The sequence below is a fragment of the Foliimonas ilicis genome, from assembly GCF_039939195.1.
Taxonomy (GTDB): domain Bacteria; phylum Pseudomonadota; class Alphaproteobacteria; order Rhizobiales; family Rhizobiaceae; genus Foliimonas; species Foliimonas ilicis.
Genome location: NZ_JBDUUH010000010.1, coordinates 214,442 through 240,061, shown reverse-complemented (window position 1 = coordinate 240,061; position 25,620 = coordinate 214,442). Strand labels below are relative to the sequence as shown.

General features: G+C 58.4%; 28 protein-coding genes. 18 read left to right on the top strand and 10 right to left on the bottom strand.

What is annotated here, in order from left to right:
• Nucleotides 1-167: 167 nt before the first annotated feature.
• Nucleotides 168-1,064 (bottom strand): LysR family transcriptional regulator, encoded by an 897-nt coding sequence (locus ABFT80_RS20765; protein ID WP_347973856.1) that lies wholly within the window; start codon nucleotides 1,062-1,064, stop codon nucleotides 168-170.
• A gap of 124 nt (nucleotides 1,065-1,188) precedes the next feature.
• Between ABFT80_RS20765 and ABFT80_RS20760 the strand changes: the two genes are divergently transcribed.
• The 7 genes from ABFT80_RS20760 to ABFT80_RS20730 all read left to right on the top strand — a co-directional run bounded on the left by ABFT80_RS20760 (nucleotide 1,189) and on the right by ABFT80_RS20730 (nucleotide 8,149).
• Nucleotides 1,189-2,313, top strand: coding sequence for an ABC transporter substrate-binding protein (locus ABFT80_RS20760; RefSeq protein ID WP_347973855.1), 1,125 nt, complete (start codon nucleotides 1,189-1,191; stop codon nucleotides 2,311-2,313).
• 23 nt (nucleotides 2,314-2,336) lie between these two features.
• Entirely contained in the window at nucleotides 2,337-3,218 is an 882-nt protein-coding gene (locus tag ABFT80_RS20755) for an ABC transporter permease (RefSeq protein ID WP_347973854.1), read from the top strand.
• A gap of 1 nt (nucleotide 3,219) precedes the next feature.
• Nucleotides 3,220-4,026 (top strand): ABC transporter permease, encoded by an 807-nt coding sequence (locus ABFT80_RS20750; RefSeq protein WP_347973853.1) that lies wholly within the window; start codon nucleotides 3,220-3,222, stop codon nucleotides 4,024-4,026.
• Nucleotides 4,026-5,135 carry an ABC transporter ATP-binding protein gene (locus tag ABFT80_RS20745; RefSeq protein WP_347973852.1) on the top strand — a complete coding sequence of 370 codons (1,110 nt, stop codon included), beginning with the start codon at nucleotides 4,026-4,028 and terminating at the stop codon, nucleotides 5,133-5,135. Before ABFT80_RS20750 ends, ABFT80_RS20745 begins: the two co-directional genes overlap by 1 nt.
• Before the next feature lie 14 nt (nucleotides 5,136-5,149).
• The gene (locus ABFT80_RS20740) at nucleotides 5,150-5,929 is read left to right on the top strand and encodes a creatininase (RefSeq protein ID WP_347973851.1); all 780 of its coding nucleotides are present in this window, start codon (nucleotides 5,150-5,152) and stop codon (nucleotides 5,927-5,929) included.
• A 110-nt stretch (nucleotides 5,930-6,039) separates the two neighbouring features.
• Complete coding sequence (gene speB / locus ABFT80_RS20735) at nucleotides 6,040-7,098, top strand: agmatinase (protein WP_347973850.1); 1,059 nt, start codon at nucleotides 6,040-6,042, stop codon at nucleotides 7,096-7,098.
• A 10-nt stretch (nucleotides 7,099-7,108) separates the two neighbouring features.
• Nucleotides 7,109-8,149 carry an Ldh family oxidoreductase gene (locus ABFT80_RS20730; protein WP_347973849.1) on the top strand — a complete coding sequence of 347 codons (1,041 nt, stop codon included), beginning with the start codon at nucleotides 7,109-7,111 and terminating at the stop codon, nucleotides 8,147-8,149.
• Here ABFT80_RS20730 and greA read toward each other — a convergent pair.
• Together greA and ABFT80_RS20720 are read right to left on the bottom strand one after the other, a co-directional pair.
• Nucleotides 8,146-8,628, bottom strand: a complete 483-nt coding sequence (gene greA, locus ABFT80_RS20725) for a transcription elongation factor GreA (RefSeq protein WP_347973848.1) — start codon at nucleotides 8,626-8,628, stop codon at nucleotides 8,146-8,148. The two genes, ABFT80_RS20730 and greA, sit on opposite strands and share 4 nt — an antisense overlap.
• Nucleotides 8,629-8,901: 273 nt before the next feature.
• Nucleotides 8,902-9,546: a hydrolase gene (locus ABFT80_RS20720; protein ID WP_347973847.1), complete on the bottom strand. Its 645-nt coding sequence runs from the start codon at nucleotides 9,544-9,546 to the stop codon at nucleotides 8,902-8,904.
• A 156-nt stretch (nucleotides 9,547-9,702) separates the two neighbouring features.
• Between ABFT80_RS20720 and ABFT80_RS20715 the strand changes: the two genes are divergently transcribed.
• From ABFT80_RS20715 to ABFT80_RS28125, 3 genes are all read left to right on the top strand, one after another.
• Nucleotides 9,703-10,605 carry a LysR family transcriptional regulator gene (locus ABFT80_RS20715; protein ID WP_347973846.1) on the top strand — a complete coding sequence of 301 codons (903 nt, stop codon included), beginning with the start codon at nucleotides 9,703-9,705 and terminating at the stop codon, nucleotides 10,603-10,605.
• Between the two features lie 431 nt (nucleotides 10,606-11,036).
• Complete coding sequence (locus ABFT80_RS20710) at nucleotides 11,037-11,693, top strand: hypothetical protein (RefSeq protein WP_347973845.1); 657 nt, start codon at nucleotides 11,037-11,039, stop codon at nucleotides 11,691-11,693.
• Nucleotides 11,694-11,779: 86 nt separating this feature from the next.
• Nucleotides 11,780-11,839, top strand: coding sequence for an SEC-C metal-binding domain-containing protein (locus ABFT80_RS28125; protein ID WP_455189977.1), 60 nt, complete (start codon nucleotides 11,780-11,782; stop codon nucleotides 11,837-11,839).
• A 177-nt stretch (nucleotides 11,840-12,016) separates the two neighbouring features.
• Here ABFT80_RS28125 and ABFT80_RS20705 read toward each other — a convergent pair whose 3' ends face one another.
• From ABFT80_RS20705 to ABFT80_RS20675, 7 genes are all read right to left on the bottom strand, one after another.
• Nucleotides 12,017-12,250 (bottom strand): hypothetical protein, encoded by a 234-nt coding sequence (locus ABFT80_RS20705; protein ID WP_347973844.1) that lies wholly within the window; start codon nucleotides 12,248-12,250, stop codon nucleotides 12,017-12,019.
• An 80-nt stretch (nucleotides 12,251-12,330) separates the two neighbouring features.
• Nucleotides 12,331-13,488, bottom strand: a complete 1,158-nt coding sequence (locus tag ABFT80_RS20700) for an MFS transporter (protein WP_347973843.1) — start codon at nucleotides 13,486-13,488, stop codon at nucleotides 12,331-12,333.
• A gap of 48 nt (nucleotides 13,489-13,536) precedes the next feature.
• Nucleotides 13,537-14,289, bottom strand: a complete 753-nt coding sequence (arsH, locus tag ABFT80_RS20695; RefSeq protein WP_347973842.1) for an arsenical resistance protein ArsH — start codon at nucleotides 14,287-14,289, stop codon at nucleotides 13,537-13,539.
• 11 nt (nucleotides 14,290-14,300) lie between these two features.
• Nucleotides 14,301-15,371 carry an ACR3 family arsenite efflux transporter gene (gene arsB / locus ABFT80_RS20690; protein WP_347973841.1) on the bottom strand — a complete coding sequence of 357 codons (1,071 nt, stop codon included), beginning with the start codon at nucleotides 15,369-15,371 and terminating at the stop codon, nucleotides 14,301-14,303.
• 32 nt (nucleotides 15,372-15,403) lie between these two features.
• Nucleotides 15,404-15,829: an arsenate reductase (glutaredoxin) gene (gene arsC / locus ABFT80_RS20685; protein ID WP_347973840.1), complete on the bottom strand. Its 426-nt coding sequence runs from the start codon at nucleotides 15,827-15,829 to the stop codon at nucleotides 15,404-15,406.
• A 7-nt stretch (nucleotides 15,830-15,836) separates the two neighbouring features.
• Nucleotides 15,837-16,175, bottom strand: a complete 339-nt coding sequence (locus ABFT80_RS20680) for an ArsR/SmtB family transcription factor (RefSeq protein ID WP_347973839.1) — start codon at nucleotides 16,173-16,175, stop codon at nucleotides 15,837-15,839.
• Between the two features lie 299 nt (nucleotides 16,176-16,474).
• Nucleotides 16,475-17,506: a LacI family DNA-binding transcriptional regulator gene (locus ABFT80_RS20675; protein WP_347973838.1), complete on the bottom strand. Its 1,032-nt coding sequence runs from the start codon at nucleotides 17,504-17,506 to the stop codon at nucleotides 16,475-16,477.
• Between the two features lie 210 nt (nucleotides 17,507-17,716).
• On the opposite strand from ABFT80_RS20675, the gene ABFT80_RS20670 reads away from it, so the two are divergent.
• The 8 genes from ABFT80_RS20670 (at nucleotide 17,717) to ABFT80_RS20635 (ending at nucleotide 25,619) form a co-directional block, all read left to right on the top strand.
• Nucleotides 17,717-19,009 (top strand): ABC transporter substrate-binding protein, encoded by a 1,293-nt coding sequence (locus ABFT80_RS20670; RefSeq protein ID WP_347973837.1) that lies wholly within the window; start codon nucleotides 17,717-17,719, stop codon nucleotides 19,007-19,009.
• A 70-nt stretch (nucleotides 19,010-19,079) separates the two neighbouring features.
• A complete protein-coding gene (locus ABFT80_RS20665; RefSeq protein ID WP_347973836.1) occupies nucleotides 19,080-19,955 on the top strand; it encodes a carbohydrate ABC transporter permease in 876 nt (291 codons plus the stop codon).
• Nucleotides 19,956-19,965: 10 nt separating this feature from the next.
• On the top strand, nucleotides 19,966-20,793 hold the full coding sequence (locus ABFT80_RS20660; RefSeq protein ID WP_347973835.1) for a carbohydrate ABC transporter permease: 828 nt from the start codon (nucleotides 19,966-19,968) through the stop codon (nucleotides 20,791-20,793).
• A gap of 4 nt (nucleotides 20,794-20,797) precedes the next feature.
• Nucleotides 20,798-21,796, top strand: a complete 999-nt coding sequence (locus ABFT80_RS20655) for an alcohol dehydrogenase catalytic domain-containing protein (RefSeq protein WP_347973834.1) — start codon at nucleotides 20,798-20,800, stop codon at nucleotides 21,794-21,796.
• Nucleotides 21,797-21,800: 4 nt separating this feature from the next.
• Entirely contained in the window at nucleotides 21,801-22,892 is a 1,092-nt protein-coding gene (locus ABFT80_RS20650; RefSeq protein ID WP_347973833.1) for an ABC transporter ATP-binding protein, read from the top strand.
• Nucleotides 22,889-23,800: a sugar kinase gene (locus ABFT80_RS20645; protein WP_347973832.1), complete on the top strand. Its 912-nt coding sequence runs from the start codon at nucleotides 22,889-22,891 to the stop codon at nucleotides 23,798-23,800. The genes ABFT80_RS20650 and ABFT80_RS20645 overlap by 4 nt, the downstream gene beginning before the upstream one ends.
• Before the next feature lie 11 nt (nucleotides 23,801-23,811).
• Nucleotides 23,812-24,888: a tagatose 1,6-diphosphate aldolase gene (locus ABFT80_RS20640; protein ID WP_347973831.1), complete on the top strand. Its 1,077-nt coding sequence runs from the start codon at nucleotides 23,812-23,814 to the stop codon at nucleotides 24,886-24,888.
• Nucleotides 24,885-25,619: an SDR family NAD(P)-dependent oxidoreductase gene (locus ABFT80_RS20635; RefSeq protein WP_347973830.1), complete on the top strand. Its 735-nt coding sequence runs from the start codon at nucleotides 24,885-24,887 to the stop codon at nucleotides 25,617-25,619. Before ABFT80_RS20640 ends, ABFT80_RS20635 begins: the two co-directional genes overlap by 4 nt.
• The last annotated feature ends 1 nt before the right edge of the window (nucleotide 25,620 follow it).

Below are 25,620 nucleotides of genomic sequence, written 5' to 3'. Positions count from 1 at the left end.
ATTCGTCGGCCTGGGTTCTATGGGGCTGCTTATGGCACTGAACGGCGGCGGATGACGAACTCGTTGCTGCCGGTAGAAGAATTTGTATCTTGGACAAACAAATCCTTTCCGGCACTGAAAGTTTAAACTTTTGATCTGCCAGGTGGGATAGACCTCCCGGTATTGGCCTATTGAGCTTCGTGCACAGAGATCAAATCTTTTCTGTACTGGCCAATGACGCGGTTGGCACGCTGTCGTTTGCTGCGGAAGCTGTAAAATGAGTTTTCGTACAAATACAGGTCAGGCCGTATCGGGCGCATCATATCGCGGCTGACCCATTGTCGCGCGTAGTGCTCGGGAAGAAATCCGATAAAACGCCCGGAAACGACGAATATCGCGACGCTTTCCATATTGTGCGCAACGGATACGCTGCGAAACATGTCGTAATCCGGTGTGTCAGGCAGGGGGCATATGTGGCTGGCATATTTCTGCAAAGCGGCGTGACCGTGGGTCCAGCCATCCGGTGCCTGATCGTAGAGCGGATGCTTACGCCCGCAATAAAGATACTGTTTCTCGGTAAACAGAAGATCGTAGTCGAGCGAACCGAGATTATGGATGCGCGGGCCTATGCCAATGTCCAGTACGCCGTCCGATACTTGCCGCTCCAGATCTCGCGGCGAGACGATCTCCACTGTAACCGCGACCTCGTGTTTTCGAAGATCGAAAGCGTGAAGCGCTTCGGCGATATGCGCGGTGGGATTGTTGACCACGTTGTCGACCGTGCCGATTCGCAGTTTACCGACCAGAATATTGCGAAGACTTGCGAGTTCTGAATTTGCAGAACTTACAGAGCCGGCGAGCTGGCGCGCAATCTGAAAAACCTTTTCGCCTTCTTCCGTCAAGCGAAAGCCGCTACGGCCGCGTTCGCAAAGCTTGACGCCAAGTCTCTTTTCAAGCGTGCCCAAGTGCGAACTGATGGTAGACAGCCCCAGATTCAGGCTGGTTTGCGCAGCCGACAATCCACGATTGTCCACTATCGTCAGGAAAAGCTGCATCAAGCGCAAATCGAGGTCGGTTAGATGCATGAAGGTTTGATATTCATCAAAGTGACATTCGAGACTTTGATATTTATCGAAGAAAAACGATTGTGCAAGCTCTGGCCGATCAATGATAAAAAAAGGGGTTCACTTTATGGATTTTCGTCGTTTCATGAACGCACCGACCAACCGCCGCCAAGTCTTGCGCGGCGCGGCCGCTACGGCCGGCGCCGCACTGTTTTCGTCGTCTCCGTTTCATACGGCTCAGGCGCAAACGGATGACAATGTACTTACCTGGTTGACCTATCCAGGGCACGGCGCACCGGAAGTCGTTGCGCCGTTCGAGGAGGAGTACGGCGTCAAAGTCGTCTCCAAGGAATATAGCGGTGGCGAACGTCTGCTCGCGCTTATCCACGGATCGCCAGCCGGCACATTCGATGTGGTTCTCTCCGATGAAGCCTATGTCAACGAGCTGAAGCAGGCGGATTTCATCGAGCCGATGAACCCGGCCGACTATGCGTTTGAGGATTTCTGGCCTGAATTCCAGAAGTTCCCGCTGCATTGGATCGACGATACGCTCTACACAGTAATGACAAGCTGGGGCATCAACGGCCTTGCTTACAACGCCGATAAGCTCACCGCCGATGACGCGAATTCCTACGCGATCATGTGGGACGAAAAGATTCGCGGCAAAGTCGGCATGCGCGATTGGTATCTGCCATGCATGGGTTGCGTCAGCGCTTATCTCGGCAATAAGCGCCCCTATGTCATCAACAACGATCAATTCGCCAAGCTCAAGGAATCCGTTTTCTCGCTAAAGCCGCAGGTTGCTGGCTTCTGGGATTTTGCGGCGGTCTTCGATTCCTTCGCTAATGGAGGCGCGATGGTTGTGCCGGGCACCGGTGAATGGATGGTAGGCCTGCTTCAGCGCGACGGCCACAACATCAAGGCATCTGTGCCGAAAGAAGGCGCGGTCATCTGGACGGAAAGCGCCTCTATCGTGAAGGGCACGAAAAAGCAGGAACTTGCGAAGAACTTCATCCGCTATCTGACCGGTCCCGAAGGTCAGCGCAGGCTCATGCTGAAGTCGTCCTATATGGCTTCCGGCCCAAGCAAGAAGGCTTGGGAGCTTCTCAATCGCGAGAACATCGCCGAAGCGCGCATGATAAACATGGATCTCGGCGCGCATAATCTGCTTGAAGATTATCGTGCGGGCCGGATTCTTCTGCGCGAATTGCCGACCGAACAGTCTAGTGAGGACTGGCAGGACGTGTGGACCGAGTTCCAAAGCCTGTAATCGGCCAAAAAGAAGAACTTCCAATGCCGCATGGTAAAACATCCATTGCCACGGACGGGAAGGCGAAGCGTGTCAGCATCTTCGCCTTCGTGTGGGGCGCGCCGCTTGCCATCTGGCAGGCCGCGTTTTTTGTAGCGCCGCTGCTCTTTCTGGTCGCTCTCAGTTTCTGGACCGTTCAGAATTACCGCCTGATTCCGGATTTTACGCTGGCCAACTGGTCACGCATTTTCAATACCGGTTTCTTCTGGAGCGGGTATTTCCGATCGCTATGGTATGCGGCATTGGCTTCTTTTGTCGCGTCGGTCATTGCGTTTCCGGTGGCATATACGCTCGCTTTCAAGGTGTCGCCGCGCGTCAGGCTGCTCGGGGCCTGCCTTCTTGTTACGCCCTTCTTCACGTCCTATCTGGTTCGTGCCTATACATGGCGTACGATCCTTGGCTCGAACGGTATCGTGAACCAGATTCTGGTTGCTTGCGGTTTCGAGCCGATCACCATGGTTGATACGCCATTTGCAACGCAAATCGGTTATTTCACCCTCGTGTTTCCGCTGGTTGCGCTGCTGCAATTGCTGAGCCTCGCTTTCGTCGACTGGCGTCTGGTGGAAGCTGCGCATAATCTCGGCGCAGGCCGTCTGCGCGCGGTGTTCTCGGTCATCGTGCCATCGGCGCGGGTCGGACTTGTGCTTGGCGCTGCGTTCGCATTCGTCCTCGCCTTTGGAGATTTTGTCAGCCCGCAACTCCTCGGCGGCTCCAACCCGCCGACTGTCAGCCTGCTCGTGATCGATCAGGTGCGTGCAGGGTCGCATTGGCCAAGGGCATCCGTCATTGCTCTGGTGATGATTGCAACGCTTCTGGCTGTCGTTTCGGCGGCGATGTCGGTTGCCTACCGTCGCGGAGGTAAGTGACATGGACAGGACAATCTCGACACTGCTCAAGACTTACGTCTTCGTTGTTTTCGCGGTCGTATTCATGCCGATCGTCGTCAGCTTCATCTTCTCGTTCAGCGCAGACCGTTTTCCGACGCTGCCGCTGTCCGGCTACAGCCTTCAATGGTATCAGGCTGTTCTGGCCGATGCTGAAGTGATGGCGGCTGCAAAGCGGACGCTGATCGCGGGCATTACAGCATCAATTTTGTCGACTGCTATCGGCTTTGGTGCTGCCTATACCGATTATCGTTACAATTTCTTCGGCAAGAAAATCTACCTCGCACTGGGCTTTATGCCGCCGCTGGTTCCGATCCTCATCCTCGGATTGGCGATGCTGTTCTTTCTAGCGCAGGTTGGTCTTTCCGGGCAGCTTTATTCGGTGATAATCGCGCACACCGTGTTGTGCATACCATTCGCCACTGCGGTCATCCGGTTGCGTCTTTCCCAGATGGATTCCGGTCTTGAAGCCGCGGCCTGGAATCTCGGTGCGAGCCAGTGGCAGGGAATGTTTCACCTCGTGCTGCCGTTCTGCCGCCCGGCTATTTTGGCCGCATTGTTTGTCACGGCTGCGGTTTCGTTCGACGAATTCGCAATCGCATGGTTCGTATCCGGCCTTCAGGAGACGTTGCCGGTGCGGGTGCTGAGTTTCGTTCAGGGACAAGCGAGCCCCCGCATCAACGCAATCGGCTCCTTCACATTCACTATTTCGATCATTCTGGTCGTGCTGGCGCAAATTCTGCTTCTGCGGAGCAATTCTGCGCGCCGATCAAACAAGGAACGCACTTAATGAGTGAGCAAAGCGCGGGCAGCGCAACCTCCAACCTTATCCGGTTTGCCGGCGTGACCAAGCGTTTCGGGGACTTCATTGCGGTCGATGATTTGTCGCTGGACATTCAGCAGGGTGCGTTCGTTGCACTTATGGGGCCAAGCGGGTGTGGCAAGACGACGACCTTGCGGATGCTGGCTGGCATGGAAATGCCGACATCCGGTGAGATCGAATTCAATGGCGAGCGCATCACCACCCACAAGCCATGGGAGCGCAACATGCCGCTGGTCTGGCAGAGTCTTGCCCTGTTTCCTTTTCTCGACGTTTTGAACAATGTGACGTTCGGGCTCAAAATGCATGGCGTACCGGCGGCGGAGCGCAAGGCGCGGGCGCGCAAATGGTTGAAGCGTCTTGGCATCGATCAGCTTGAGAGTAGCGCTGTGACCAAGATTTCCGGGGGGCAGGCCCAGCGCGTCGCACTTGCACGCGCACTCGTGATGGAGCCCAAAGTTCTTCTGCTGGACGAGCCATTATCGGCGCTCGACGCGCACCTGGTTGTGCGTATGCAAGCGGAACTGACCAAGCTTCAGCGTGAGCTGGGCATTACCTTCCTCTATGTCACGCACAGCCAATCCGAAGCGTTTGCCATGGCAGACCGTGTGGTGATCATGAATCAGGGGCGGGTGCAGCAGAACGGCACTCCGCGCGAGGTGTTTCGCGCACCGGCAAATCGGTTCGTGGCCGATTTTGTCGGCACCAACAACATCCTGCCTGGCAAGCTACACGCAGTGGACGGGACGACTGCAGTGGTCGAGACGCCGCTCGGCAAATTGCCTGCCCGGATGCCGGAAACCGCGATCGCTGTGGGTTCTGCGGTGGATCTCATCATCAGCGCCGATCTCCTGCAGGTCGATACGCAGCCGGGCGCACAGTTTCCGGGAATTGCGGCAGAGCTGATCAGCGAACAGTTCATCGGATCAATGGTCACGCTGTTCTTCGATGTCGGCGGCGAACGCATCATACGTGCACAGGTGCGTCAACACGCTCTAGAGAAACTTTTGGGAAGCGGCTCGAGCCGGTTTTATCTTTCATGGAACCCGGACGACGCGCTTCTTTTGGCGAACGCTTGAAAGGCCTTGTTAAAATGACAGTTCTTACCAAAGAGATGACCTGGGTGGAGTATGAGGAAAAGGTCCGCCTGAACCCGGTCGTATTCCTCACTGTGGGTTCGCATGAACAACACGGCCCTCACTTGCCCATGTGCTGCGACGTCGAAATTCCCGACAGGATCGGCCAGGCGGTGGCCGAGCAGGTCGGCGGCCTCGTCGTTCCTCCTGTCGTGTTCGGCTACAAATCGCAGGCGCGCTCTGGCGGCGGCAACCACATTCCCGGAACGATCAGCCTCGACGCCGCAAGCCTGATCGGCACCGTCAAAGACATTGTCTGCGAGCTTGGCCGTCACGGCGTACGCCGCATGGTGATCATGGACGGTCACTACGAAAACACGATGTTCATCATCGAGGGTGTGGATCTTGCCCTTAGAGACCTGCGTCGCGACGGTATCAACGACATCAAGGTGCTGCGGATCGGCTACTACGAGTTCACGACGCCGGAAGCCGAACGCGTAGTCTGGCCTGATGGCTTTCCAAGCTGGCCGCTTGAACATGCGGGCGTCATGGAAACGTCCGTCATGATGCATCTATGCCCCGACATGGTTTACCCGGACCGGATACCGGATCACGGTCCGGCGGAATTTCCCCCTTACGATGTCTATCCGCAGACATGGGAGAATCTGCCGGGTTTACCGAAGTCCGGGGCGTTGATTTCGGCCCGCTCGGCTTCGCCTGAAAAGGGCAAGCTGCTGTTCGACACATATGTGTCTGGCATCACCGGGGCGGTTCGCAAGGAGTTCGGACTGGCCTGAGGCCAGTTTCTTTTCGGGAACGACCGAAAGTTAGCAGTTTAGGCAAGAGCGTTCGGGCGTGCATCGCCCGGCATTGGTCGATGCGCGCTCATACATTGCGGAGGATTGAAATGACATTCAGCAAAGAAAAACTCGAGGGACTTCGTAAACAGTTCGGCGCCAGCGATGGCGGTACGATGGTTACCCCGGAGTTCCAGAACATCGCCGACAAGATTTTCAGCGAAGGCGGGCGTCGTCAGGCGCCTTATGCCGGGCTTCCGACGCTGCTCGATGCACCGGTCGTCATGCCGGAGGCTCTTGATGACGCGTTGTCTGCATTGCAGGTTGCTCTCTACGGTGTGCCGATGGATCTCGCCGTCACCAATCGAAATGGCTCGCGTTTTGGCCCAAGGGCGCTGCGCGCGATCGAGCGCACGGGCCCTTACAATGATGCTTTGGGCTGCGCGCCGGTGCATGAAATGGCAGTCGCTGATATTGGAGACGTGCCTTTCCGCAGCCGGTTCGACCTTGCGCAAAGTCACGAAGACATCGAAACATTCGTCTCAAAAATTGCGGCAGCAGGCGCAATCCCTTTGGGAGTTGGCGGCGATCACTCCATTTCCCATCCGATATTGCGTGCGCTTGGTCGTGATCGACCGGTTGGCATGATCCATATCGATGCACATTGTGATACGGGCGGGCCTTATGAGGGTGAGCGCTTCCATCACGGCGGCCCGTTCCGCAATGCGGTTCTGGACGGTGTGCTTGATCCGACACGCACGATCCAGATCGGCATTCGCGGCTCGGCCGAATATATCTGGGAGTTCTCCCGCTTGTCCGGCATGACCGTCATTCACGCCAAAGACATTTCCGGCATGGGTCTTGAAGCAATCATCGCCAAGGCAAGGGAAGTGGTGGGCGATGGCCCGACCTACTTCTCTTTCGATATCGACAGTCTCGATCCTGCATTTGCCCCCGGCACGGGAACGCCCGAGGTCGGTGGCCTGACAACGCGTGAAGCGCTTGCCCTGATAAGAGGCATGCGCGGCGTCAATCTGATTGGCGGCGATGTCGTGGAAGTGGCACCCGCCTATGACAGTACCACCAACACCGCTCAGAATGGCGCACAAATGCTGTTTGAAATCCTGAGCCTGATGATGTTCAGCCCTTCGCTTCCAAAGCGCGGTTAAGGAAGATCCCATGGCTTTGGCGCCGAATGGCCGGATGACGTTTTTCAGGTTCGACGAGCTTGTCGAACTCGTATTGACTGTGTTTACAAGTAATGGCTGTTCCGACGAGATTGCGCGGCATCTGGCGATCAACTGTGTTTCCGCCGAACGCGACGCAGCACATAGCCACGGCCTGTTCCGTTTGCGCGGCTACGTGTCGAGCCTGCGTTCTGGCTGGGTCGACGGAAAGGCGATCCCAATCCTGGAGGATGCGGGTGCAGGGATTCTGCGCGTCGATGCCATGAACGGCTTTACTGTTCCCGCACTTGCAGCAGGGCGTGAGGCTCTTCTGGACAAGGTATCGCGTAACGGGGTTGCGATCATAGCGATACGCAACTCTCACCATCTCGGTGCCTTGTCGCTGGATGTAGAACCGTTTGCCGCAGATGGGTTGCTCGCAATCTCCGTAATCAACAGCATGAAATCGGTTGTGCCTCCTGGTGGCAAAAAGGCTGTCTACGGCACCAATCCGATTGCCTATGCCATACCGCGCCTGAACGCTGCTCCTCTTGTCGTTGATCAGGCAACATCGAGCCGCGCACATGGCGATGTGCAGATTGCTGCCCGCGATGGGGAGGAGCTGGAGCCCGGCGTCGGCGTTGACCGCGACGGTCAACCGACGACCGACCCTCGGAAAGTGCTGGACGGTGGCGCGCTGTTGCCATTTGGCGGCTACAAGGGAGCGGCAATGTCGATGCTCGTGGAAGTGTTGTGTGCGGCTCTCGTTGGCGGAAAGTTCTCCTACGAGGTCGATCTCTCCCGCCATCCCGGCGCGGCAACCCCACATACCGGCCAGTTCATATTACTTATAGATCCGGAAAAGGGGCGCGGAGAGTTGCCGCATTTCGTTGACCGCATCGAGGAACTAATCGCTACCTTGCAGTATGCCGGGCAGGACAGATTTCCTGGAGATCGACGGTTGGCTTCGCGCGAAAGTGCCGCACGCCAAGGTATTCCTCTATCATTAGAGCAATTGGCAATGATCAAAGAACTGCGTCTCGCGGGCTTCTAAGAAATGGAGAGTATCTCGAGTTCGCGTTGCCCTAGCTGAACAACGTCGCCAACGGTCTTGCCAATCAGCGCGATGGCAACCGGCGAACCATGCGATATGGACGCTTGAGACGGATCAGCCTCATCCTCGCCGACGATGCGGAAGGTTTGAGTGCGGCCGTCATCACGCTCAAAGGTGACGGTGTGACCGAAACCGATCACATCATTAGACGTGGGCGTCGTGATAAGCCGAGCCGTACGGACGCGCTCGGCATAATAGCGAATATCTCGAACCGGAACAGCCGACTGCCGCCGCCTCTCATTGACATCTTCCAGCACTTTGGCCTCTTCGAGAGCCAGCTGAGCGCGGGCCAATTCATCTTTCAGCATCCTGAAACCGGCCTCCGTGACGAGGTTGATCCGATCGGAGATAGGGCGATCCGGCAGGATGGTTTCCGACGCGGCTTCGGCGCTCTCTTCCTTGGCAAATGCTACACTCAATTGGTCCAGACTCCGTATCGAACACTATTTGTAATCGGATAACCCACAGCCGACAACAAAGCTGCAACAATTCGACAGCTTGCTTCGGCGGAGATGGAATGTCCACAAATGGCGGAAGGCGTTGGACTTTTGCGGGTCTGGGGACGTGATGGCCCGACGCAAATTGCGGGGCAGGGCTTGGGAGCCGCACCCCGCAGATACCTCAACTGGTGACGAACTTCAGAAGGTCGGCGTTCAGCACATCAGCGTTCACCGTCAGCATCCCGGCCAGGATCAGCCAGCTACTGGCGTGTTGAGAAGCTGCTGCTCCCAAAGATACGCGATGCCGCTGCCGCCGAAGTGCTGGATGAGAATCTCGGTCAGCTCCTCGACATGCTCGGTGCGCGCCCAATCGCGTTGCCATTCGCCAGCGAGCGCCATCACGGTCATTACGTTTGCGCCGGCCGTGATCATTCGCTGGATGGCAACTTCGTGAGACTCTTTCGAAATCCCGCCCGACGCGTCGGTGATCACGGTCACGTCCCAGCCTTCACCGGCTGCCTGGATGACAGGCATTGCGACGCAGACCTCGGTCCACAGGCCGGCGATGATCAGCTGCTTGCGACCGGTCGCCTTGACGACGTTCACCACATTTTCGTCCTGCCAGGTGTTCACCCAAGTGCGATCGATTACTTCCTGGTCCGGAAATACGTCGGTGATCTGCTTAAAGAGAAGTCCACCGCGCGCGGCGATCACGCTGGTGAGAATGGTCGGAACATTGAAGGCTTTTGCCAGCTTCGCCAGTGCCGTCGTATTGTTGACCACCATCTGCGGATCGTGGCTGTTCAGGTTTGCGAGCTGGTAAGGCTGGTGGTCGATCAGAACGAGTACCGAGTCTTCGGGGCGAAGAAGCGAATCGAGGCCGTTACGAGGGATCATTAAGACATCCTTTTTCTGCCGCTATGGGCGGCAATGGGTTTACGGGAGACATCCGCCAGCGGGTGGGCGTTGCCCCGGGCACAATTTGCTGTTCCTTTCGGCGATCCGGTAGTGCCATAATCAGGCAAGCTGTGTCGCGAAACGAGGAACGCCAAATTGGACATCGAAGATCTACAGACATTCGTCGCAGTGGCCGATGCAGGGGGCGTATCGGCCGCCGCACGCCGGCTCGGCGTCTCCAAGTCCATCGTCAGTCGACGGCTTTTCCGGATGGAAGCGGAACTCGGCGTTCAGCTTCTTGCACGAACGACCCGCGGCGCTGCACTTACGGAAGCGGGAATCACATTCAGGGATCACGCGGCCCGAGCCAGCGCCGAGATCGACACGGCCAGGGAAACGATCCTCCCGACCGGTGATCTGCGCGGTCGCCTGAGAGTTGCCATGCCGCTTTCCTTCGGACCGACCCACTTCGCCCCGGTGCTTGCGGAAATGGCGCATCAGCACCCGCAGCTTCAGATCCATACCTCCTACAGTGACCGCTTCGTCGATCTCATCGCAGAGGGTTTCGACTGCGCGATCCGGGTCGGGTACCTTCAGGACTCCAATCTGATCGCGAAGCGCATCGGACCGATCTATGGAAAACTCGTCGCAAGTCCGGATTATATCAAAACGCGCGGTTCACCTCAGGCGCCAGATGAGCTCGTTACCCATCAGGCACTTATGCAGGAGACGGAAGCCTGGCAGTTCATGGATGGCGACAAAATCGTCACGGTTCAGCCGCAGGGCAGGTTCAAGGCCGATAACGCCACGGCGCTTGCCGCCGCCGCAGTGGCAGGTCTGGGCATTGCCTGGCTCCCCGATTGCATCACCTATGACTATGTGACCTCCGGAGCGCTGGTCCCGATCATGACACGCTATCCGCCACCTTCGGCAGGGGCGTATGTCATCCGCCCGCCTGGTCAGCACCCCGCGCGGAAAGTACGGGTTCTCACCGAGATGCTGATCAAGGGTTTCGAACGGAACCCGCACCTTTGGGGGGCGAGGCGGCCGGGAAGCTAAGTGAGGATGACGCGCATGAGTTGAAATCTTTTCGGAACCCAGAGCTGCAACCTGCAATGCATTCAACCCGCCTATCTGTGCAGGGCTCAAGGAACCGATCTGGTCGGAACTCAAGGCGCGGATCTGGTAGTAGGTAAGGTTCGAGATGTGGCCGGGGCGTCAAGGCTGACAATTGCTGGTAGTCGAGCGCAGCAATCTTTTCGGGCGGAAGCGCTGCTATCGCCGTCGGGCTGATGGCCGCGATATCGGTGGCCGAAAAGGTCGCTAGGTGATGCGGCTTTTTCCTCGTAGTCGTGCAGACGTTCCAAATCCTCCGTCTGCGACGTATCATTTGGCGGCGCATTGGGCGCGATGCTTAGATTCGCAAACGCCTAGGCGAGAACACAGGAGTCGATCGATGACGCGCACACGAATTTCACAGGGCGTCTGAAATGAGCGCGGCTCCTCGCCCCACTGGTGTGCGGCAATTCCTTGACATTGAGCAGCAGCGCGATTGGATAGAGGGCAAGACTAACTTGCCGGACGCAGCCAACCGCTCAGAGTCCCTCGAACAGCGCTTCAAATATACTGCTCGATTTGAGAAGTTGCTTTGTCGTCCGCAGGCAAGGGAGGTGCTGAAGATTCTCGGGCTATACGGCCCAAATTGCATTCCGATCCCGCGCAAGACCGAGCGTTACTATTGGTCGGTTTCTTGTCTGCCATCCACCTCGGACAAGCCGCTCATACGCGTCAATGCGAGCTGGATGGAGCTTTTCACGCTCTATGCCCAGGACGAGGACATCCGCGCCAGATTCATCGTGCATCTTTCGGATTTCACCACGGATCTTTCAGCTACGCCGAGCCGTGTGGATGAACTTTTTCTCGAGCAAAGCGTCGCGACGCCGGAGGACGTCAGCTTTTTCTTCCCGCGTGGTGCGGACATGTTCGGTATAAATGTGCGCGGCTCTGTCTCGATCCGCCAATTCCTCGCGTGCCGACGCGTGGTGCGCGCTATTCGGACATTCAATCTGACGCATATGAACCGGGGGCGGAACGCCTATCAGGCAAGCCATTGCTGCAGCGTGGCGGATTACATGCTGACAGATTGAGACGTTCTGGAATGCGCATCATCCTGAGCAATTCGCGGCCGCATTTTGCTACGGTTCGAAGAGACTAAAGCGACAGCTACGATCGGCTGAAACGTAATGTATCCTGTGGCAGCGGCAAGAAATTCAAGCGATGTCATGGAGTGTGATGCCGTGTAACGATCCGCTCCCAGCCCCGACGCAGACGGAAGTTGGTTTGCATCTCACCGCACTGACGTAATGCAACGTCAGTGCGGTTGGCAGTTCCGCTTCGCCAGTACCGACGGCGCTAGTATGCCGGCACCGGCACTAGTGGGTTTGCGGCAAAACGTTCGAACCCTCTGCCCCTACTGGGCTGAGAACTTCACGCTCACGCCGCGCTGCCGAAAATATGCCTGCATCAGCTTGCGTCCCGAACGGTTGTTTTGTGCCAGCTTGGTTGGGTCGAAAACTGCTTCTTTGGCACCCTCCCTGGCCAGTGCCAGCCTGAGGGTCGCTATATGTTCGTCGATGTCAGCATTGTCCGATTGGAGCGATGCATAAATGATGTCGGTCGCCTCGGTCACGGTCGGCTCGCTCACGGTTTGTACTCCTTTGCTAGTAAAACTGACCGGCTACCACAAATTGGCGATTTGACCTACTGCGTGGCTGCAGATGCCCATCAGCAGCCACGCACTGCGTTGCCTCGAGAGTTGTCACGCTTTCGGACGACCTGCCAAAGCACGCACGCGATAACAACGTTTAGCGTCGCCAGCGCGGCTATGATTTGAAGCAGAGCGTCATAACCTACTTTGGAAATTATTATCGCGCCTATCAGAGGAGCTGCAGCTTGGGCGATCAAACCCGGACGGGCGAGCCGTCCCAGAACGGACGGGTATCGATCTGGGCCAAATAAGGTGAGCGGCAGGGCGCCGCGAGCGATTGAAAATATGCCGTTTCCAGCGCCATAAAGGATCAGAGCAATTCCGATAATCGGCAATCCAGCCGCGAGCATGATGAGGCCGGTGGCGCCAAGCACGACGGAAGCTGTGAGTGTCCAGAGCGGATGGTGCCGGCCCCGACCAAGCATTTCGAGAATGCGCGCCCCGACTTGGGCCGGTCCGATCAGCGCGCCCAGTCCTACGGCTTCGGCAAGGGAGACACCACGAGCCTGCAACAGCGTGAGCAGATGCACGGACATGATGGTCACGAACAGTCCGGCGATCACCTGGATTGCCGCAAATAGCCAGAACATAATCTTTTCTCGAGATGAGAGAATTAGCGGGCGGTCTGTCACCAAATCAGCACCGCCCACTTCCCTTTTCACCTTGGGCACAAATGCAAGAATCAAGGGTAGGCAGAGCACAATGAGAATCGCAGCATAGGCCAGGCATGTTCCTCGCCAGCCGACAGCGCCTACCAGAGCGGCGGAGAGCGGCCAGCTAACCGTGCTGGCGAATCCGCCCCACAAAGTCAGTGTTGTGATCGAGGGGCGTGCCTTGTTGCCGTATATACCGCCGAGGGTCGAGAACGCCGCGTCGTAAAGGCCCGCCGCCATGCCGATGCCGAGCACGGCCCATCCTGTCATAAAGATTGCGAGATTTGGCGCTGCTGCGATCATCGAAAGCGCGATAGCACTGACAACGCAGCTCGAAGCGAGGACGGGCTGACCGCCTCGTTGCGAAATCGTGTCGCCGACTTTCGGTGCAGCAATGCCCGCTACCAAAAGGCCAAGCGAAAGAGAACCGACCACCCATTCCAGCGGCCATCCCGTATCGGCAACGATCGGCGCAGTTAGCACTGCTATCAGATAGTATGTGCTGCCCCAGGTAAAAATCATGACCACGCCGAGAGCGTGGACGCTCAGTCGGTTCGCGGGAGCCATCGACTATGCAGGTTGCTTATGCGGATGAGTCATGGCGAATTTGTCGGTGGTCGGATCAAGCTTTAGCGCGGCCGCCTTGCGTTCCGAATAGCGATCGACGAGTTGGTTTGCGTGGGGGCGTGTCAGCATAGTGAACCGCACCAGTTCCTCCATCACGTCCACGATCCGGTCATAATAACTCGACGGCTTCATACGATCTTTTTCGTCAAACTCCTGATAGGCTTTGGCGATGCTCGACTGGTTGGGGATTGTGAACATGCGCATCCATCGGCCGAGAAGCCGCAATGTGTTCACGGCATTAAAGCTCTGCGATCCGCCCGAAACCTGCATGACGGCCAGCGTGCGACCCTGCGTCGGCCTGACGCTGCCTATGCTGAGAGGTAGATGATCGACCTGCGCCTTCATTAAGCCGGTTATCTGGCCGTGGCGTTCCGGCGAACACCAGACCATCCCTTCCGACCAAAGCGCGTGTTCACGTAGTTCATGGACGGTCGGGTGATCGTCCTTTATCACCTGATCGGGAAAAGGAAGATCGCGCGGATCGAATATGCGGGTTTCCGCGCCAAAGAATTTCAGGAGGCGGGCAGCTTCTTCCGTTGCCAATCGGGAGAAAGATCGGGGCCGGAGCGACCCATAAAGCAAAAGGATGCGCGGCGGGTGATCAGCCGACCCTAAGCCAAGGCCCGGCCGATCAATGGCAAACCGGGGATCGAGGGCTGGAAGGTGATCGGGGTCAAGAAGCGTTCGCAAAGGCATGTTGTGGCTTTCTATCGGGATGCGGCTGGTGCGGAATCTGGAAACCAGCGGCGGCCAAGACGCAACGCGACATGAACGAGTAAGATTAGCACCGGCACTTCGACCAATGGGCCGATGACGGCCGCGAAGGCAACCGGTGAAGCCAGCCCGAAAGCTGCAATGGCAACCGCAATGGCCAGTTCGAAATTGTTTCCGGCGGCGGTAAAGGCGATCGCGGTCGTGCGGGGATAGTCGGCTTCGATAAGTTTGCCCATGGCAAAACTGATGACGAATTGCACCACGAAGTAGATGGCCAACGGGATCGCGATCATCACGGCGTCGAATGGTAAGCGCACAACATCTCCGCCCTTGAGGCTGAACATGGCCGTGATCGTGAACAGCAGGGCAGCCAGTGTGATGGGGCTAATGCGAGGTAGAAACTCGCTCTCATACCATTCTTCGCCTTTGCGGGCGATCAGGGTGCGCCTGGTCACGAATCCGGCAAGAAACGGGATGCCGAGATAGATCAGCACGGCTTCGGTAATCGTCCAGAAGCCTACATCGACAATGCTGCTCTCGAGGCCGAATAGCGAAGGCAGGACCGTGAGGAACAGCCACGCATAGGTCGAAAAAAAAATGATCTGGAAGATGGAATTGAATGCGACGAGGCCCGCCACATACTGATTGTCGCCACGCGCGAGCTGGTTCCAGACCAGCACCATGGCAATGCAGCGGGCCAAACCGATGAGGATCAGGCCGGTCATGTATTCCGGATAATCGCGCAGGAAGATGACGGCGAGTATGAACATCAGTGTGGGACCGATCACCCAATTCTGGATCAGGGAAAGGATAAGCACCCGCTTGTCGGAAAAGACCTGACGCAGCTCTTCGTATTTCACCTTGGCGAGCGGTGGATACATCATGAGGATGAGGCCGAAGGCGATGGGAATATTGGTCGTTCCGATCGACATGGCGTTGAGCGCCTGCGGCAGATAGGTGAACACCGTACCAAGGACCATGCCCAGCGCCATGGCGGCGAATATCCAGACCGTGAGATAACGATCGAGAAACGACAGGCGTGATGCTGGCTCGAAGGAAGCCATTGAAGTTCTCCGATACAAATGAGTGCGGGGGATCAGGCTGACGCTACCCGGCGGCCGTTTTGGTCTATGACGCGCTCACCATCCTCTTTGAAAAACTCGCCACGTTGTGGCGGCAGTAGGTCAAGAACATCCTCAGATGGGCGACATAGACGCACTCCAGCAGGCGTAACCACGATCGGCCGATTGATGAGGATGGGGCGCTGCATCATTGCGTCAATCAAGGTCTGGTCGCTAAGGCCGGAAACGGCCAAGCCCAATTCCGCATAGGGCGTTCCCTTTTCGCGCAATAGCGCGCGCGGCGTGATCCCCATACGGGCGATGAGGTCAATCAGCATTGTGCGAGATGGAGGGGTTTTGAGATACTCGACAACATGGGGTTCGATGCCCGCGTTCCGGATCAGTCCGAGGGCGTTGCGCGAAGTGCCGCAATCTGGATTGTGATAAATGATGACGTCCATGCTGCCCTCACGCTGGTTCGCAGCACGACAGCGCAGCAAAGGCTGGCTGACACACTTCGGGATGACCTTGGCAACAATCACGCATCAGAAATTCGACGAGTCCCGACAGCACCGGATAGGTCGCAGTGTAGATGATCGAGCGTCCTTCGCGCCGCGAGGCGATCAGACCAGCGTTTTCGAGGTGGCTAAGATGGAACGAAAGGCGGGATGATGATGCTTCCATAGCTTCGCCGATCGTTCCTGCAGGCAAACCTTCGGGCCCGGCGGTGACGAGCAACCGCACGATACGCAGCCGCGTTTCCTGGGAAAGGGCGGCGAAGGCATTCAGGGCTTGTTGCTCGTTCATAAATATCTCAATTATTCAATAGATATTGAAATATATAAACGAACCTTTCCATTTTGACAAGACCATAAGAGGGAGTGCCCGCTGTTGGGTCAGCGGGTCTTGGTGGCGATCTCGGTAGTAAGGCTGGTAACCGAGCGAGGTATCAGTGCACGCAAAACAGGATCACTGACTGATCGAACTGGTGGCCCTGAGCATTTGAGTCTCCAAATGTGAAAGGCTCGCCTTTCCACAGCGCGGCATTCAGAGCGTTGCAACGTAACCCGGATCCCTTGCCCTCAACCGCGTGAAGAGAGCTAAGGCTATGGGGCGGCCTTGTTCGGTGATGGTGGTGCAGTAGATTCTCGTACGACGAGCGCATAGTCCACCTCGTAGTGGGTGGGGACTCTATGACCGTCGAGGCGGGCGAGGATGTATTCACCCGCACCTTTCCAGGTCAGGTCCGTTGGGACATGCAGCGTCGTCAATGCGGGCCGCAGGTGGCGGCTCCATTCCAGATCGTCGAAGCCGACGACGGAGAGATCGGACGGGACTGTCAGACCCCTTCGTTCCGCTTCAAGCATTACGCCATAGGCGAGTACGTCGTTGCCGCAGGCGATGGCCGTCGGAACATTCTGGCCGGTGAGAATTTGCCGTGCGGCCTCTCGAGCATCATCGAGCGTGTAGCGCACTTCGACGTGCCATGCTTCCGGCAAGTTGAGACCGTGCTCGGCGAGCGCACGCCGAAACCCTCTTATTCGCGCGCTGGCGCGGTCGTTGTTGCGCTGGAGCGCGCTGACCACGCCGATGCGGCGATGGCCGATCTCGATGAGGTGCATCATGGCGCGGTGCGCGGCCGCCTCGTTGTCGACGCCGATGCTTGGATGCGGCTGGTTCGGATTGTAGATGCCGACATTGATAAACGGTACGTCACGGGTCGCCAGCAGGTCACGAAGTGCCTGATGATGGCAGTCGCCACGCAGAATCAGCCCATCGACGCCGCGGCTGATCAGGTTGCGCGCCTGCTCCAGTTCCACGTCGATATCATAACCGTTTGTCGAAAGAATTAGCATGTAGCCGCGGGAGGAGAGGAACTTCTGCAGCGACTCGATCCCGCGGGCGAACATGGCATTGTCGATGGTCGGGATGATTGCTCCGATCGTTCGGGTCCTGTTGCTGGACAATGCCCGCGCCATGCCGTGCGGCACGTAGCCTGTCTCGTCGATCACCCGCTGAATCCGGGAGCGCAAATCTTCGCTGACGCTGTGCGGGTTGTTGAGTGCGCGTGAAACCGTTGCCGTCGAGACGCCGGAAAGTTTTGCGACCGCCCTGATGCCTGTTTTTTCCTTGGTCATGCGATCGCCCGAAGCATGTAACGTTACATTCGTTTGTGACGATCTATTGGCCGATGTCAAATGGAATTATCGTTATATCTCGCTATTCCTTTCTTGTCTTTCGAGTGTTGACAGCTTTGTTTGAAGCATAATATGTAACCGGTTACATTACGGTTGCACTTGGGAGAAGTGCATGATCCGCCGCCGAGAGGCGGCTTCTGGGAGGAAGATATGCCGAAACGCCGTTCAATCCATGTCGTAGCTCTGTCATTGCTCCTGGCCGGGGCGGCGACCCAAGCCTCTGCCTTCGACTGGAAGACGCATGAGGGTGAAACAGTTTCATTTCTTGCGAACAACAATCCCTGGTCTCAGGCAGTGCTGTCTTACAAGGACGAGTTCACGGCGCTTACCGGCATCAACCTGAAAGTTGACTCCTATCAGGAGCAGCAGATGCGCCAGCGTCTCGTTACGGTGCTTAATTCGGGCAGCGACGAGATCGACGTGTTCATGACCCTTGCCTCGCGCGAAGGGCAGCAATTTGCAGCCTCTGGCTGGTATGCCGATCTCTCGGCCTATACACAGGGCGCGGTTGCTCCAGAGTATGATTTTGCCGGTATCAGTCCGGCTCTCGTCAAGGCGGCGTCTTTCGATGGAAAACTGACCAGTGTTCCGCTCAACCTGGAAGGGCCGCTGCTCTATTACCGCACCGATATTTTCGAAAAGTGCGGCCTTGCCAAGCCAGCCTCGCTCGACGATGTGCGTACCGCTGCTGAGAAGATCAAGGAATGTGACGCTGGCGTCACGCCCTTTGCCTCACGTGGTCTGAAGCCTGCAATCGCCTACACGTTCAGCAACGTCCTGCACAATATGGGCGGCACCTATATAGTCGATGGCAGGTCGGCGCTCTGCTCTCCGGCGGGCCAGAAGGCGATCTCCTATTATGGCGACCTGATGCGCGAATACGGGCCTCCGGGTGCGGCAAACTACAGTTTCTATCAGATTTCTGCGCTTTATCGCAGCGGTCGTGCAGCCATGGCCTTCGAATCCTCCAATGAGTTGCGCACGATTATGGAAGGCGGCGAACGCCTGAAAGATACGGACGTCGTTCCGCTGCCGGCCGGTGAGGCGGGTACCATCCCGACGGCAATAGGCTGGGGCCTGGCGATTTCCAGCCGTAGCGCCAAAAAGGATGCGGCCTGGTACTTCGTGCAGTGGGCTTCGAGCCCGGAAATGCAGAAGCGCCTGGCGCTCCAGGGTGTTGCCTCGCCTCGCTCTTCCGTCGCATCGGATGAGGAATACAAGGCATGGATCGCGGAGGCGCCTGTGCGCGCTAGCTGGCAGGCGGCACTTGGCGTGCTCGCATCGGACGGATCGTCCGAGGTCGGTTACCCGATCGTCGCCAACCCGGAATCACGCGACTATATCGGCCAAGCCGTGCAGGACGTGCTTCTCGGGCAGCGACCGGTCGAAGAGGCGTGTGCCGCTGCCGACCGTGCGCTCGATGGCCTGATCGCGCGCAAGTAATGCATCTCTTGCGGGCGCTGCTTCGAACAGGCCCGTATCCGACGAAATTGCTCGCTGGAAAGACAGGATAATGACTCCAGGCTCGACCAATAGCCAAGGACGGCAGCTTGCTGCCCTGTCCGCACCGGCGGTCATCTTCACCGTCGCGATGATCGCCTTCCCGGTGGTCTACACGATCTGGCTCGGCTTCCATTCATTTTCGTCGACAGGCACGGCGAGTTTTGCGGGCGTTGCGAATTATTCGGCGCTCGTGGCCGACGGCGAGTTCTGGAACGGGCTCTACGTCACCTTCGCGCTCTACTTCCTGTCGATGGTCCTGCAGCTCATCGCCGGCATATACCTCGCCATGCTTCTCTTTCATTCCAGGCGTCTGTCGGGTTTCCTGCGCTCACTGCTGATCTCGCCGTTCATGATGCCGCCGGTGGTCGCTGGCATGATGTGGCTCGTCATCCTCGATCCCTCGCTCGGCGCGGCAAACTACATCCTTGAGTCACTTGGCCTTCCTGCCTCTGAATGGCTGGCTTCACCGGTCTGGGTCATTCCGACCATCGCTTTGATCGATACTTGGCAGTGGGCGCCCTATGTCGCGCTTATCGTGCTCGGCGGGCTGCAATCCCTGCCGCCCAGCGTCTATGAAGCTGCCCAGATCGACGGTGCGTCGCCGTTCCGTATTTTCCGCCGCATCACCCTGCCGCTGCTGCTTCCGACCATCGTTACGGCGGCTGTGCTGCGGAGCGTCGACCTGCTGCGCTTCTTCGATATTATTTACATCACCACCCAGGGAGGGCCGGGCAACGCCTCGAACACGCTCAATATCTACGGTTTCCGGGTGGGCTTCGAGTTCTTCAATATCGGCTATGCCAGCGCGCTCATGATCACGCTTTCGGCCATCGTGCTCGCTGCGGTGCTCGTGCTCAATCGCCTGCGCGCTGCGGTCGCCTGGTAAGGAGACGACGATGAACGATCATTCAAGTTCAGGCCGCTGGCTGCACTGGTTGAACACGTTCCAACTGACGATCGCCGGCATTCTCATTTTGGCCCCGACCGTCTGGATGGTGCTTTCTTCCTTCAAGCCGTCCTTCGAGGTGACGGCCTATCCGCCGACGCTGGTCTTCCAGCCGACCTTCGAAAACTACATCACGCTGTGGGAGACGACGCCGTTCCTCTCTTATGCGGTCAACAGCTTTATCGTGACCATTGGCTCGACGCTGCTTGGACTTGCCTTCGGCATTCCGGCCGCCTTCGCCGTCTCCTGGTCGCGCGTCACCTGGCCGGCCATTCTGACGCTCGCTGCCCGCATGGCGCCCGGGACGCTTTTCCTGCTGCCCTGGTACATCATGTTCCGCGAGGTCGGGCTCATCGGCTCGTATACCGCGCTGATCCTCAGCCATGCGGTCATCACCATGCCGATCGTCATCTGGGTGCTGCTGCCTTTTTTCGACAACATTCCACGCAGCGTCTTTGAAGCAGCGCAGATGGATGGCTGCTCGGTGACCCGCATTCTCTGGCGGATCGCCATGCCGCTTGTCGGCTCCGGTATCGCTGTCGCGTCGATCCTCGCCTTCGTCTTCTCGTGGAACTTCTTTCTCTTTTCGCTGATCCTGTCGAATTCCGACACGAAGACGCTGATTGCCGCCGCCTTTAACTTCGTCGGCGAAGGCTCGACCCAGTGGGGCTCGCTGATGGCGGCTGCCACGCTCATCGCGCTACCGCCGCTCGCGCTTGCGATCCTCGTCCAGCGTTGGCTCGTTGCGGGGCTGACCCTCGGTGCCGTCAAGGGATGACCAGATGACAGACAAACAAGATGCCCGCATGCGCGCTTCCGTGTTTCACGGCGACCGCAGGATTACCATCGAGACGCAAAACCTGCCATCCGTCAAAAAAGGGGAGGTGCTGGTAAAGGTGCTACGCACCGCTCTATGCGGCTCGGATTTCAAGCTCTGGTATAAGGGCGCGGAATTCACTGCCGGTCACGAAATATTCGGCGTGGTCGAACAGCCGGGCCATCCGCGTCACGGACAGCGCTGCGCAGTCTATATCCCGGTGCATTGCGGTCATTGCGATGCCTGTGCCGCGGGCGACACGCAGATGTGCCTCGAAGTATCGAGCCTGATCGGCTGGAACCGGCCAGGCGGCTACGCTGAATATGTGCCGGTGCCCGAAAACTGCCTGTTGCCCGTGCCGGATGATATCGAGGACGACCTTGCGCCGCTGCTTCTGGACACGATCGGGACGTCGGCTCATGCCGTCCGCTTTGCCATGCCACTTGTTCCTCCTGAACGGTCTGTATCGGTCCTTGTGACAGGTGCCGGTCCGGTGGGGCTCGGTGTCGTGCTCGCACTGTCGAGCCTCGGCTATGAGGACATACATGTCAGCGATCCAAACGAGGAGCGCCTCGCGATTGCCGTCTCCTTCGGCGCGAAAGAGCATCCGGTCGGCGCGCGCGACAAGCGTTTCAAGCTGATCTTCGAATGCTCCGGCGCCCATGCAGCCCGCAATCTCGGGATCGAGCTGGTGCTGCCGCGCGGGGCGTTGATGCTGGTGGGAGAGAATGCCGCTCCCTGGACCATCGAGGAAGGCAAGATTTTCCGTCGCAAGGACTTCTACATGATCCGCACCTTCTATTTTCCGATTGGTGATTTCGGGCCGAATGTCGAGCTGCTGCGCGCCAACAAGGAACGTTATCGGCAGCTCGTTGACGCGGCCTTCGGCCTCGACGAGCTGCCAGAGAATTTCGCCCGCTTCGCCGAAGGCAAGCTCATCAAGCCCGTCCTTTCCTTTAGGTGACATCATGGCCTCGATCAGCATCAGGAACATCGCCAAGAAGTTCGGCGAACTCACCATCATCCCCGGCCTCGATCTGGAGATCGCCGACGAAGAATTCGTCGTCTTCGTCGGCCCATCGGGCTGCGGCAAGTCCACGCTTCTGCGCATCATCGCCGGTCTCGAACCGTCCACCTCGGGCGAGCTCCTTATCGGCGAGACAAGGGTCAACAACGTTCCAGCCGCCAAGCGCGACATTGCCATGGTCTTTCAGGATTACGCGCTCTATCCGCACATGACCGTCTATGACAATATGGCCTTCGCGCTCGAACTGCGCGGTATGACCAAATCCGAGATCGACCAGCGCGTGCGCCGGGCAGCCGGCCTCCTGCATATCGAAGCCTTTCTGGAGCGCAAACCGAAGGCGCTTTCCGGTGGTCAGCGCCAGCGCGTCGCCATGGGCCGTGCGATCGTCCGCGATCCGAAGGTATTCCTGTTCGATGAACCGCTCTCCAACCTCGACGCCAAGTTGCGCGCGCAGGTACGCACCGAGATCAAGGCGCTGTCCCAGGAACTGAAGACGACGATGGTCTTCGTCACCCACGATCAAGTGGAGGCAATGACCATGGCGGATCGCATTGTCGTCTTGAAGAGCGGCGAAATCCAGCAATTCGGCCGGCCCGAAGAGGTCTACGAAACGCCTGCGAACCAGTTCGTCGCGGGCTTCATCGGCTCGCCGGCAATGAACTTCTTCAGTATCCGACGCTTGGGCGAGGGCTTTGTCTTCGAAGGTGCGCCGCATCTTGCCGCTCCCGTGCCGGACACGTTGAAATCAGCGCTTGGCGAGAGGACAGAGGCGGTGCTCGGTGTCCGGCCGGAGCATTTCGCTCCCGCCGATGGTGCGACCAACGATGGCCAGGCCGGTGCGCTACCCGTCACGATCGATCTGGTCGAGCCGCTCGGCTCCGATACGCTCACGCATTTCGACCTCGCGGGCGTACGGACCATTGCCCGCGTCAACCCGGAGCTTCGGCCGAAGGTTGGCGACAAGCTGGTGCTCGTGACGCAGCCTGGCAAGGCGCATCTCTTCGATACGATGGACGGAAAGGCGATCCGATGATCCGCCCGCCGGTAACACCGGAGAATGCAGCGCCGACGGTTATCTGCCTCGGACTTTCCGCGCTTGATCGTATCTGGCGGGTGGAAAGGCCATTTTCCGGCGGCAGCGAGAAGATCCGCGCGGGCGAGCACCTTACCGAACCGGGCGGCATGGCGGCGAATGCCGCGGTGACGGTCGCAAGGCTCGGCGGCACAGTTTCTTTCTGGGGCAGGGCAGGTGACGACGAGGCAGGGCGCATCATGGCGGAGGATTTTACTGCCGAAGGCGTTGATACAAGTCAGTTCCGCCGCTTCGAAGGCGGGGCATCGTCTGTCTCAGGCGTCATCGTCGATGCCCGCGGCGAGCGCCAGATCGTCAATTTCCGCGGCCATTACCCGGCCGATCCCGCCTGGTTGCCGCTTACCGATTTGTCTGCCGATTGCGTTCTGGCGGATCCGCGCTGGCCCGAAGGCGCCGAGGCGCTTTTCACCGAGGCGCGCCGGCGCGGCATTCCGACGGTTCTGGACGGCGACATCGCCGACAGCGAGATTTTCGAGCGCCTGCTTCCGCTGACCGACCACGCCATCTTTTCCGAGCCTGGCTTGCGTGGGTTCGCTGGAGAGAACGCTGAAGCGGCGCTGGCACGAGCGGCAAGCTTCGGTTGCCGAATGGTTGCTGTCACCTGCGGTGGCGACGGACTCATCTGGCAGGACGGTTCCGGCAGGCACGACATGCAGGCGGCACCTGTCCGCGCCGTTGATACTACAGCCGCCGGAGACGTCTTCCACGGCGCGTATGCCTTTGCGATCGGCGCAAACCTCGACATTGCCGAAGCGCTCGCCTTTGCCAATTCCGTAGCCGCCTTGAAATGCACACGACCGGGCGGTCGCGCCGCCATTCCCTCCCTTGCCGATTTGAAGTCATCCTGAAAGGAAACATCATGCTCACACTTGGTAAAACCCGTGGTCTCGCCCGTCTCGCCGATAAGGACGGTCATTTCTGCATGGTGGCGCTCGACCAGCGACCGCCGCTTTTCGAAGCGCTCGCAGCGGCGCGCGGCATCGACAAGTCGCAAGTCGCCTTCTCCGACGTGATCACCGCAAAGCGCCTTCTGGTCGAGAACCTTGCTCCTCATTGCAGCTCCATGCTGTTCGATCCAAACTATGCCATTCCTGCAGCCATCGATGTGCTGCCGCCGGAATGCGGGCTGATCGTCACGCTGGAAGATCACCGCACGGAGGAAACCGAGGGTGGCCGCAAGTCCAAGGTCATCACCGACTGGAGTGTCGAGAAAATCCGCCGTCTCGGTGGTGATGCAGTCAAGGTGCTTGCATGGTACCGCCCCGACGCATCGGCGGAGGTTCTCGAGCACCAGAAAGAATTCGTGCGCAAGATCGGCGAGGATTGCCGTCGCCACGACATTGCATATGTGCTCGAACTGCTCGTGTTCCCCTTCCTCGGTACGGCTGGACACACGGCCGACTATGTCGAGTCGCCGACGAAGCTGCCGGAACTTGTCATTGAAAGCGTGCGTGAATTCGCCAAACCCGAATATGGCGTCGACCTTTTGAAGCTCGAAAGCCCGCTGGCGGCAAACAGTCTGCCTCCGCGTGATGGCAGCGATGCCGCTTTTGCTGCACAGCGCGAGTTCGACGCAATTGGCAAGATTTGCACGGAAGCGGGCATTCCCTGGGTGCTCCTATCAGGCGGCGCGGCTCCGGAAAAATTCGAGCGTGTGCTCGAGTATGCCTATGCGGCAGGCGCCAGCGGGTTCCTCGCCGGGCGCACGATCTGGCTGAACGCCATTCGTTCTCATTTCCCTGACACGGCGGCCGTTGGCCAGGCCTTGTCCGAGGAAGGCCTCACGGTGCTGAAGAATCTGAGCGCGCTGACAGCGGCGCAGGCCCCGCGCTGGTCTGCGCCTGCGCCAGCCTTTCAGGCCATCCGCAACGAAGGTGATTTCGCCAGCGGCTACGGTGGCCGCCTGAGGCGAACCACGACTGAAGGAATGCTATGAGTGATCCCTTTTCCTTCCCAACGGGCTTCCATGCCGTCGTCATCGGCGGCGCGGGAGACATTGGCGCGGCGATCGCTTCGCTCTTCCGCGCGCGTGGTGCCCGGGTCACGGCGACCGGGCACGATCAAGCCTCCCTCGACCGTTCATATCTATCAACGCATCCAGATGTGGCACTCGATTTGCTGGACGTGACGTCGGATGAGGCGGTCAATTCCTTCGCTGCTCGTTTCGAGCGCGTCGATGCGCTCGTCAACTGTGCCGGCATTCTGGCCCGGGACGAGGAGTTCACGATCGCGACCTTCCAGCGAGTGCTCGACGTCAACCTTACCGGCACATTCCGAACCTCGATGGCTTTCCGGCCGCATCTCGCGGCAAGCGGAGGCTCGATCGTCAACATAGCCTCAATGAACGCCTTCGCAGCGCTGCCGCGTCTTCCAGCCTATTGCGCCAGCAAGGGTGGCGTGGTGATGCTGACAAAAGCTCTGGCCCTCGCCTGGGCCGAAGAGGGCATTCGGGTGAATGCAGTCGCACCCGGTTATATCGAGACAGCGATCAATGCCGAAGGCCGCAAGGACGTCCTGCACCGTGACAGGATCGCAGCGCGCACGGCACTGAAGCGCTGGGGAAATCCAGATGAAGTGGCTGGCGCTGTCGTTTTTCTTACGATGCCGGCTTCGCGCTACGCGACCGGCAGCGTCTACGCCGTCGACGGCGGTTTCCTGGCAGGTTGAG

What these genes read in the sequence shown, in the direction of transcription:
- ABFT80_RS20665 (WP_347973836.1), top strand. Translation starts at nt 19,080, where the DNA reads ATGACTCCAGGCTCGACCAATAGCCAAGGACGGCAGCTTGCTGCCCTG.
- ABFT80_RS20745 (WP_347973852.1), top strand. Translation starts at nt 4,026, where the DNA reads ATGAGTGAGCAAAGCGCGGGCAGCGCAACCTCCAACCTTATCCGGTTT.
- ABFT80_RS20650 (WP_347973833.1), top strand. Translation starts at nt 21,801, where the DNA reads ATGGCCTCGATCAGCATCAGGAACATCGCCAAGAAGTTCGGCGAACTC.
- ABFT80_RS20700 (WP_347973843.1), bottom strand. Translation starts at nt 13,488, where the DNA reads ATGATTTTTACCTGGGGCAGCACATACTATCTGATAGCAGTGCTAACT.
- ABFT80_RS20640 (WP_347973831.1), top strand. Translation starts at nt 23,812, where the DNA reads ATGCTCACACTTGGTAAAACCCGTGGTCTCGCCCGTCTCGCCGATAAG.
- ABFT80_RS20660 (WP_347973835.1), top strand. Translation starts at nt 19,966, where the DNA reads ATGAACGATCATTCAAGTTCAGGCCGCTGGCTGCACTGGTTGAACACG.
- arsC (WP_347973840.1), bottom strand. Translation starts at nt 15,829, where the DNA reads ATGGACGTCATCATTTATCACAATCCAGATTGCGGCACTTCGCGCAAC.
- ABFT80_RS20720 (WP_347973847.1), bottom strand. Translation starts at nt 9,546, where the DNA reads ATGATCCCTCGTAACGGCCTCGATTCGCTTCTTCGCCCCGAAGACTCG.
- ABFT80_RS20680 (WP_347973839.1), bottom strand. Translation starts at nt 16,175, where the DNA reads ATGAACGAGCAACAAGCCCTGAATGCCTTCGCCGCCCTTTCCCAGGAA.
- ABFT80_RS20675 (WP_347973838.1), bottom strand. Translation starts at nt 17,506, where the DNA reads ATGACCAAGGAAAAAACAGGCATCAGGGCGGTCGCAAAACTTTCCGGC.
- ABFT80_RS20635 (WP_347973830.1), top strand. Translation starts at nt 24,885, where the DNA reads ATGAGTGATCCCTTTTCCTTCCCAACGGGCTTCCATGCCGTCGTCATC.
- ABFT80_RS20760 (WP_347973855.1), top strand. Translation starts at nt 1,189, where the DNA reads ATGAACGCACCGACCAACCGCCGCCAAGTCTTGCGCGGCGCGGCCGCT.
- ABFT80_RS20730 (WP_347973849.1), top strand. Translation starts at nt 7,109, where the DNA reads ATGGCTTTGGCGCCGAATGGCCGGATGACGTTTTTCAGGTTCGACGAG.
- ABFT80_RS20670 (WP_347973837.1), top strand. Translation starts at nt 17,717, where the DNA reads ATGCCGAAACGCCGTTCAATCCATGTCGTAGCTCTGTCATTGCTCCTG.
- ABFT80_RS20750 (WP_347973853.1), top strand. Translation starts at nt 3,220, where the DNA reads ATGGACAGGACAATCTCGACACTGCTCAAGACTTACGTCTTCGTTGTT.
- ABFT80_RS20765 (WP_347973856.1), bottom strand. Translation starts at nt 1,064, where the DNA reads ATGCATCTAACCGACCTCGATTTGCGCTTGATGCAGCTTTTCCTGACG.
- ABFT80_RS20645 (WP_347973832.1), top strand. Translation starts at nt 22,889, where the DNA reads ATGATCCGCCCGCCGGTAACACCGGAGAATGCAGCGCCGACGGTTATC.
- ABFT80_RS20655 (WP_347973834.1), top strand. Translation starts at nt 20,798, where the DNA reads ATGACAGACAAACAAGATGCCCGCATGCGCGCTTCCGTGTTTCACGGC.
- speB (WP_347973850.1), top strand. Translation starts at nt 6,040, where the DNA reads ATGACATTCAGCAAAGAAAAACTCGAGGGACTTCGTAAACAGTTCGGC.
- ABFT80_RS20740 (WP_347973851.1), top strand. Translation starts at nt 5,150, where the DNA reads ATGACAGTTCTTACCAAAGAGATGACCTGGGTGGAGTATGAGGAAAAG.
- ABFT80_RS20710 (WP_347973845.1), top strand. Translation starts at nt 11,037, where the DNA reads ATGAGCGCGGCTCCTCGCCCCACTGGTGTGCGGCAATTCCTTGACATT.
- ABFT80_RS20755 (WP_347973854.1), top strand. Translation starts at nt 2,337, where the DNA reads ATGCCGCATGGTAAAACATCCATTGCCACGGACGGGAAGGCGAAGCGT.
- arsH (WP_347973842.1), bottom strand. Translation starts at nt 14,289, where the DNA reads ATGCCTTTGCGAACGCTTCTTGACCCCGATCACCTTCCAGCCCTCGAT.
- arsB (WP_347973841.1), bottom strand. Translation starts at nt 15,371, where the DNA reads ATGGCTTCCTTCGAGCCAGCATCACGCCTGTCGTTTCTCGATCGTTAT.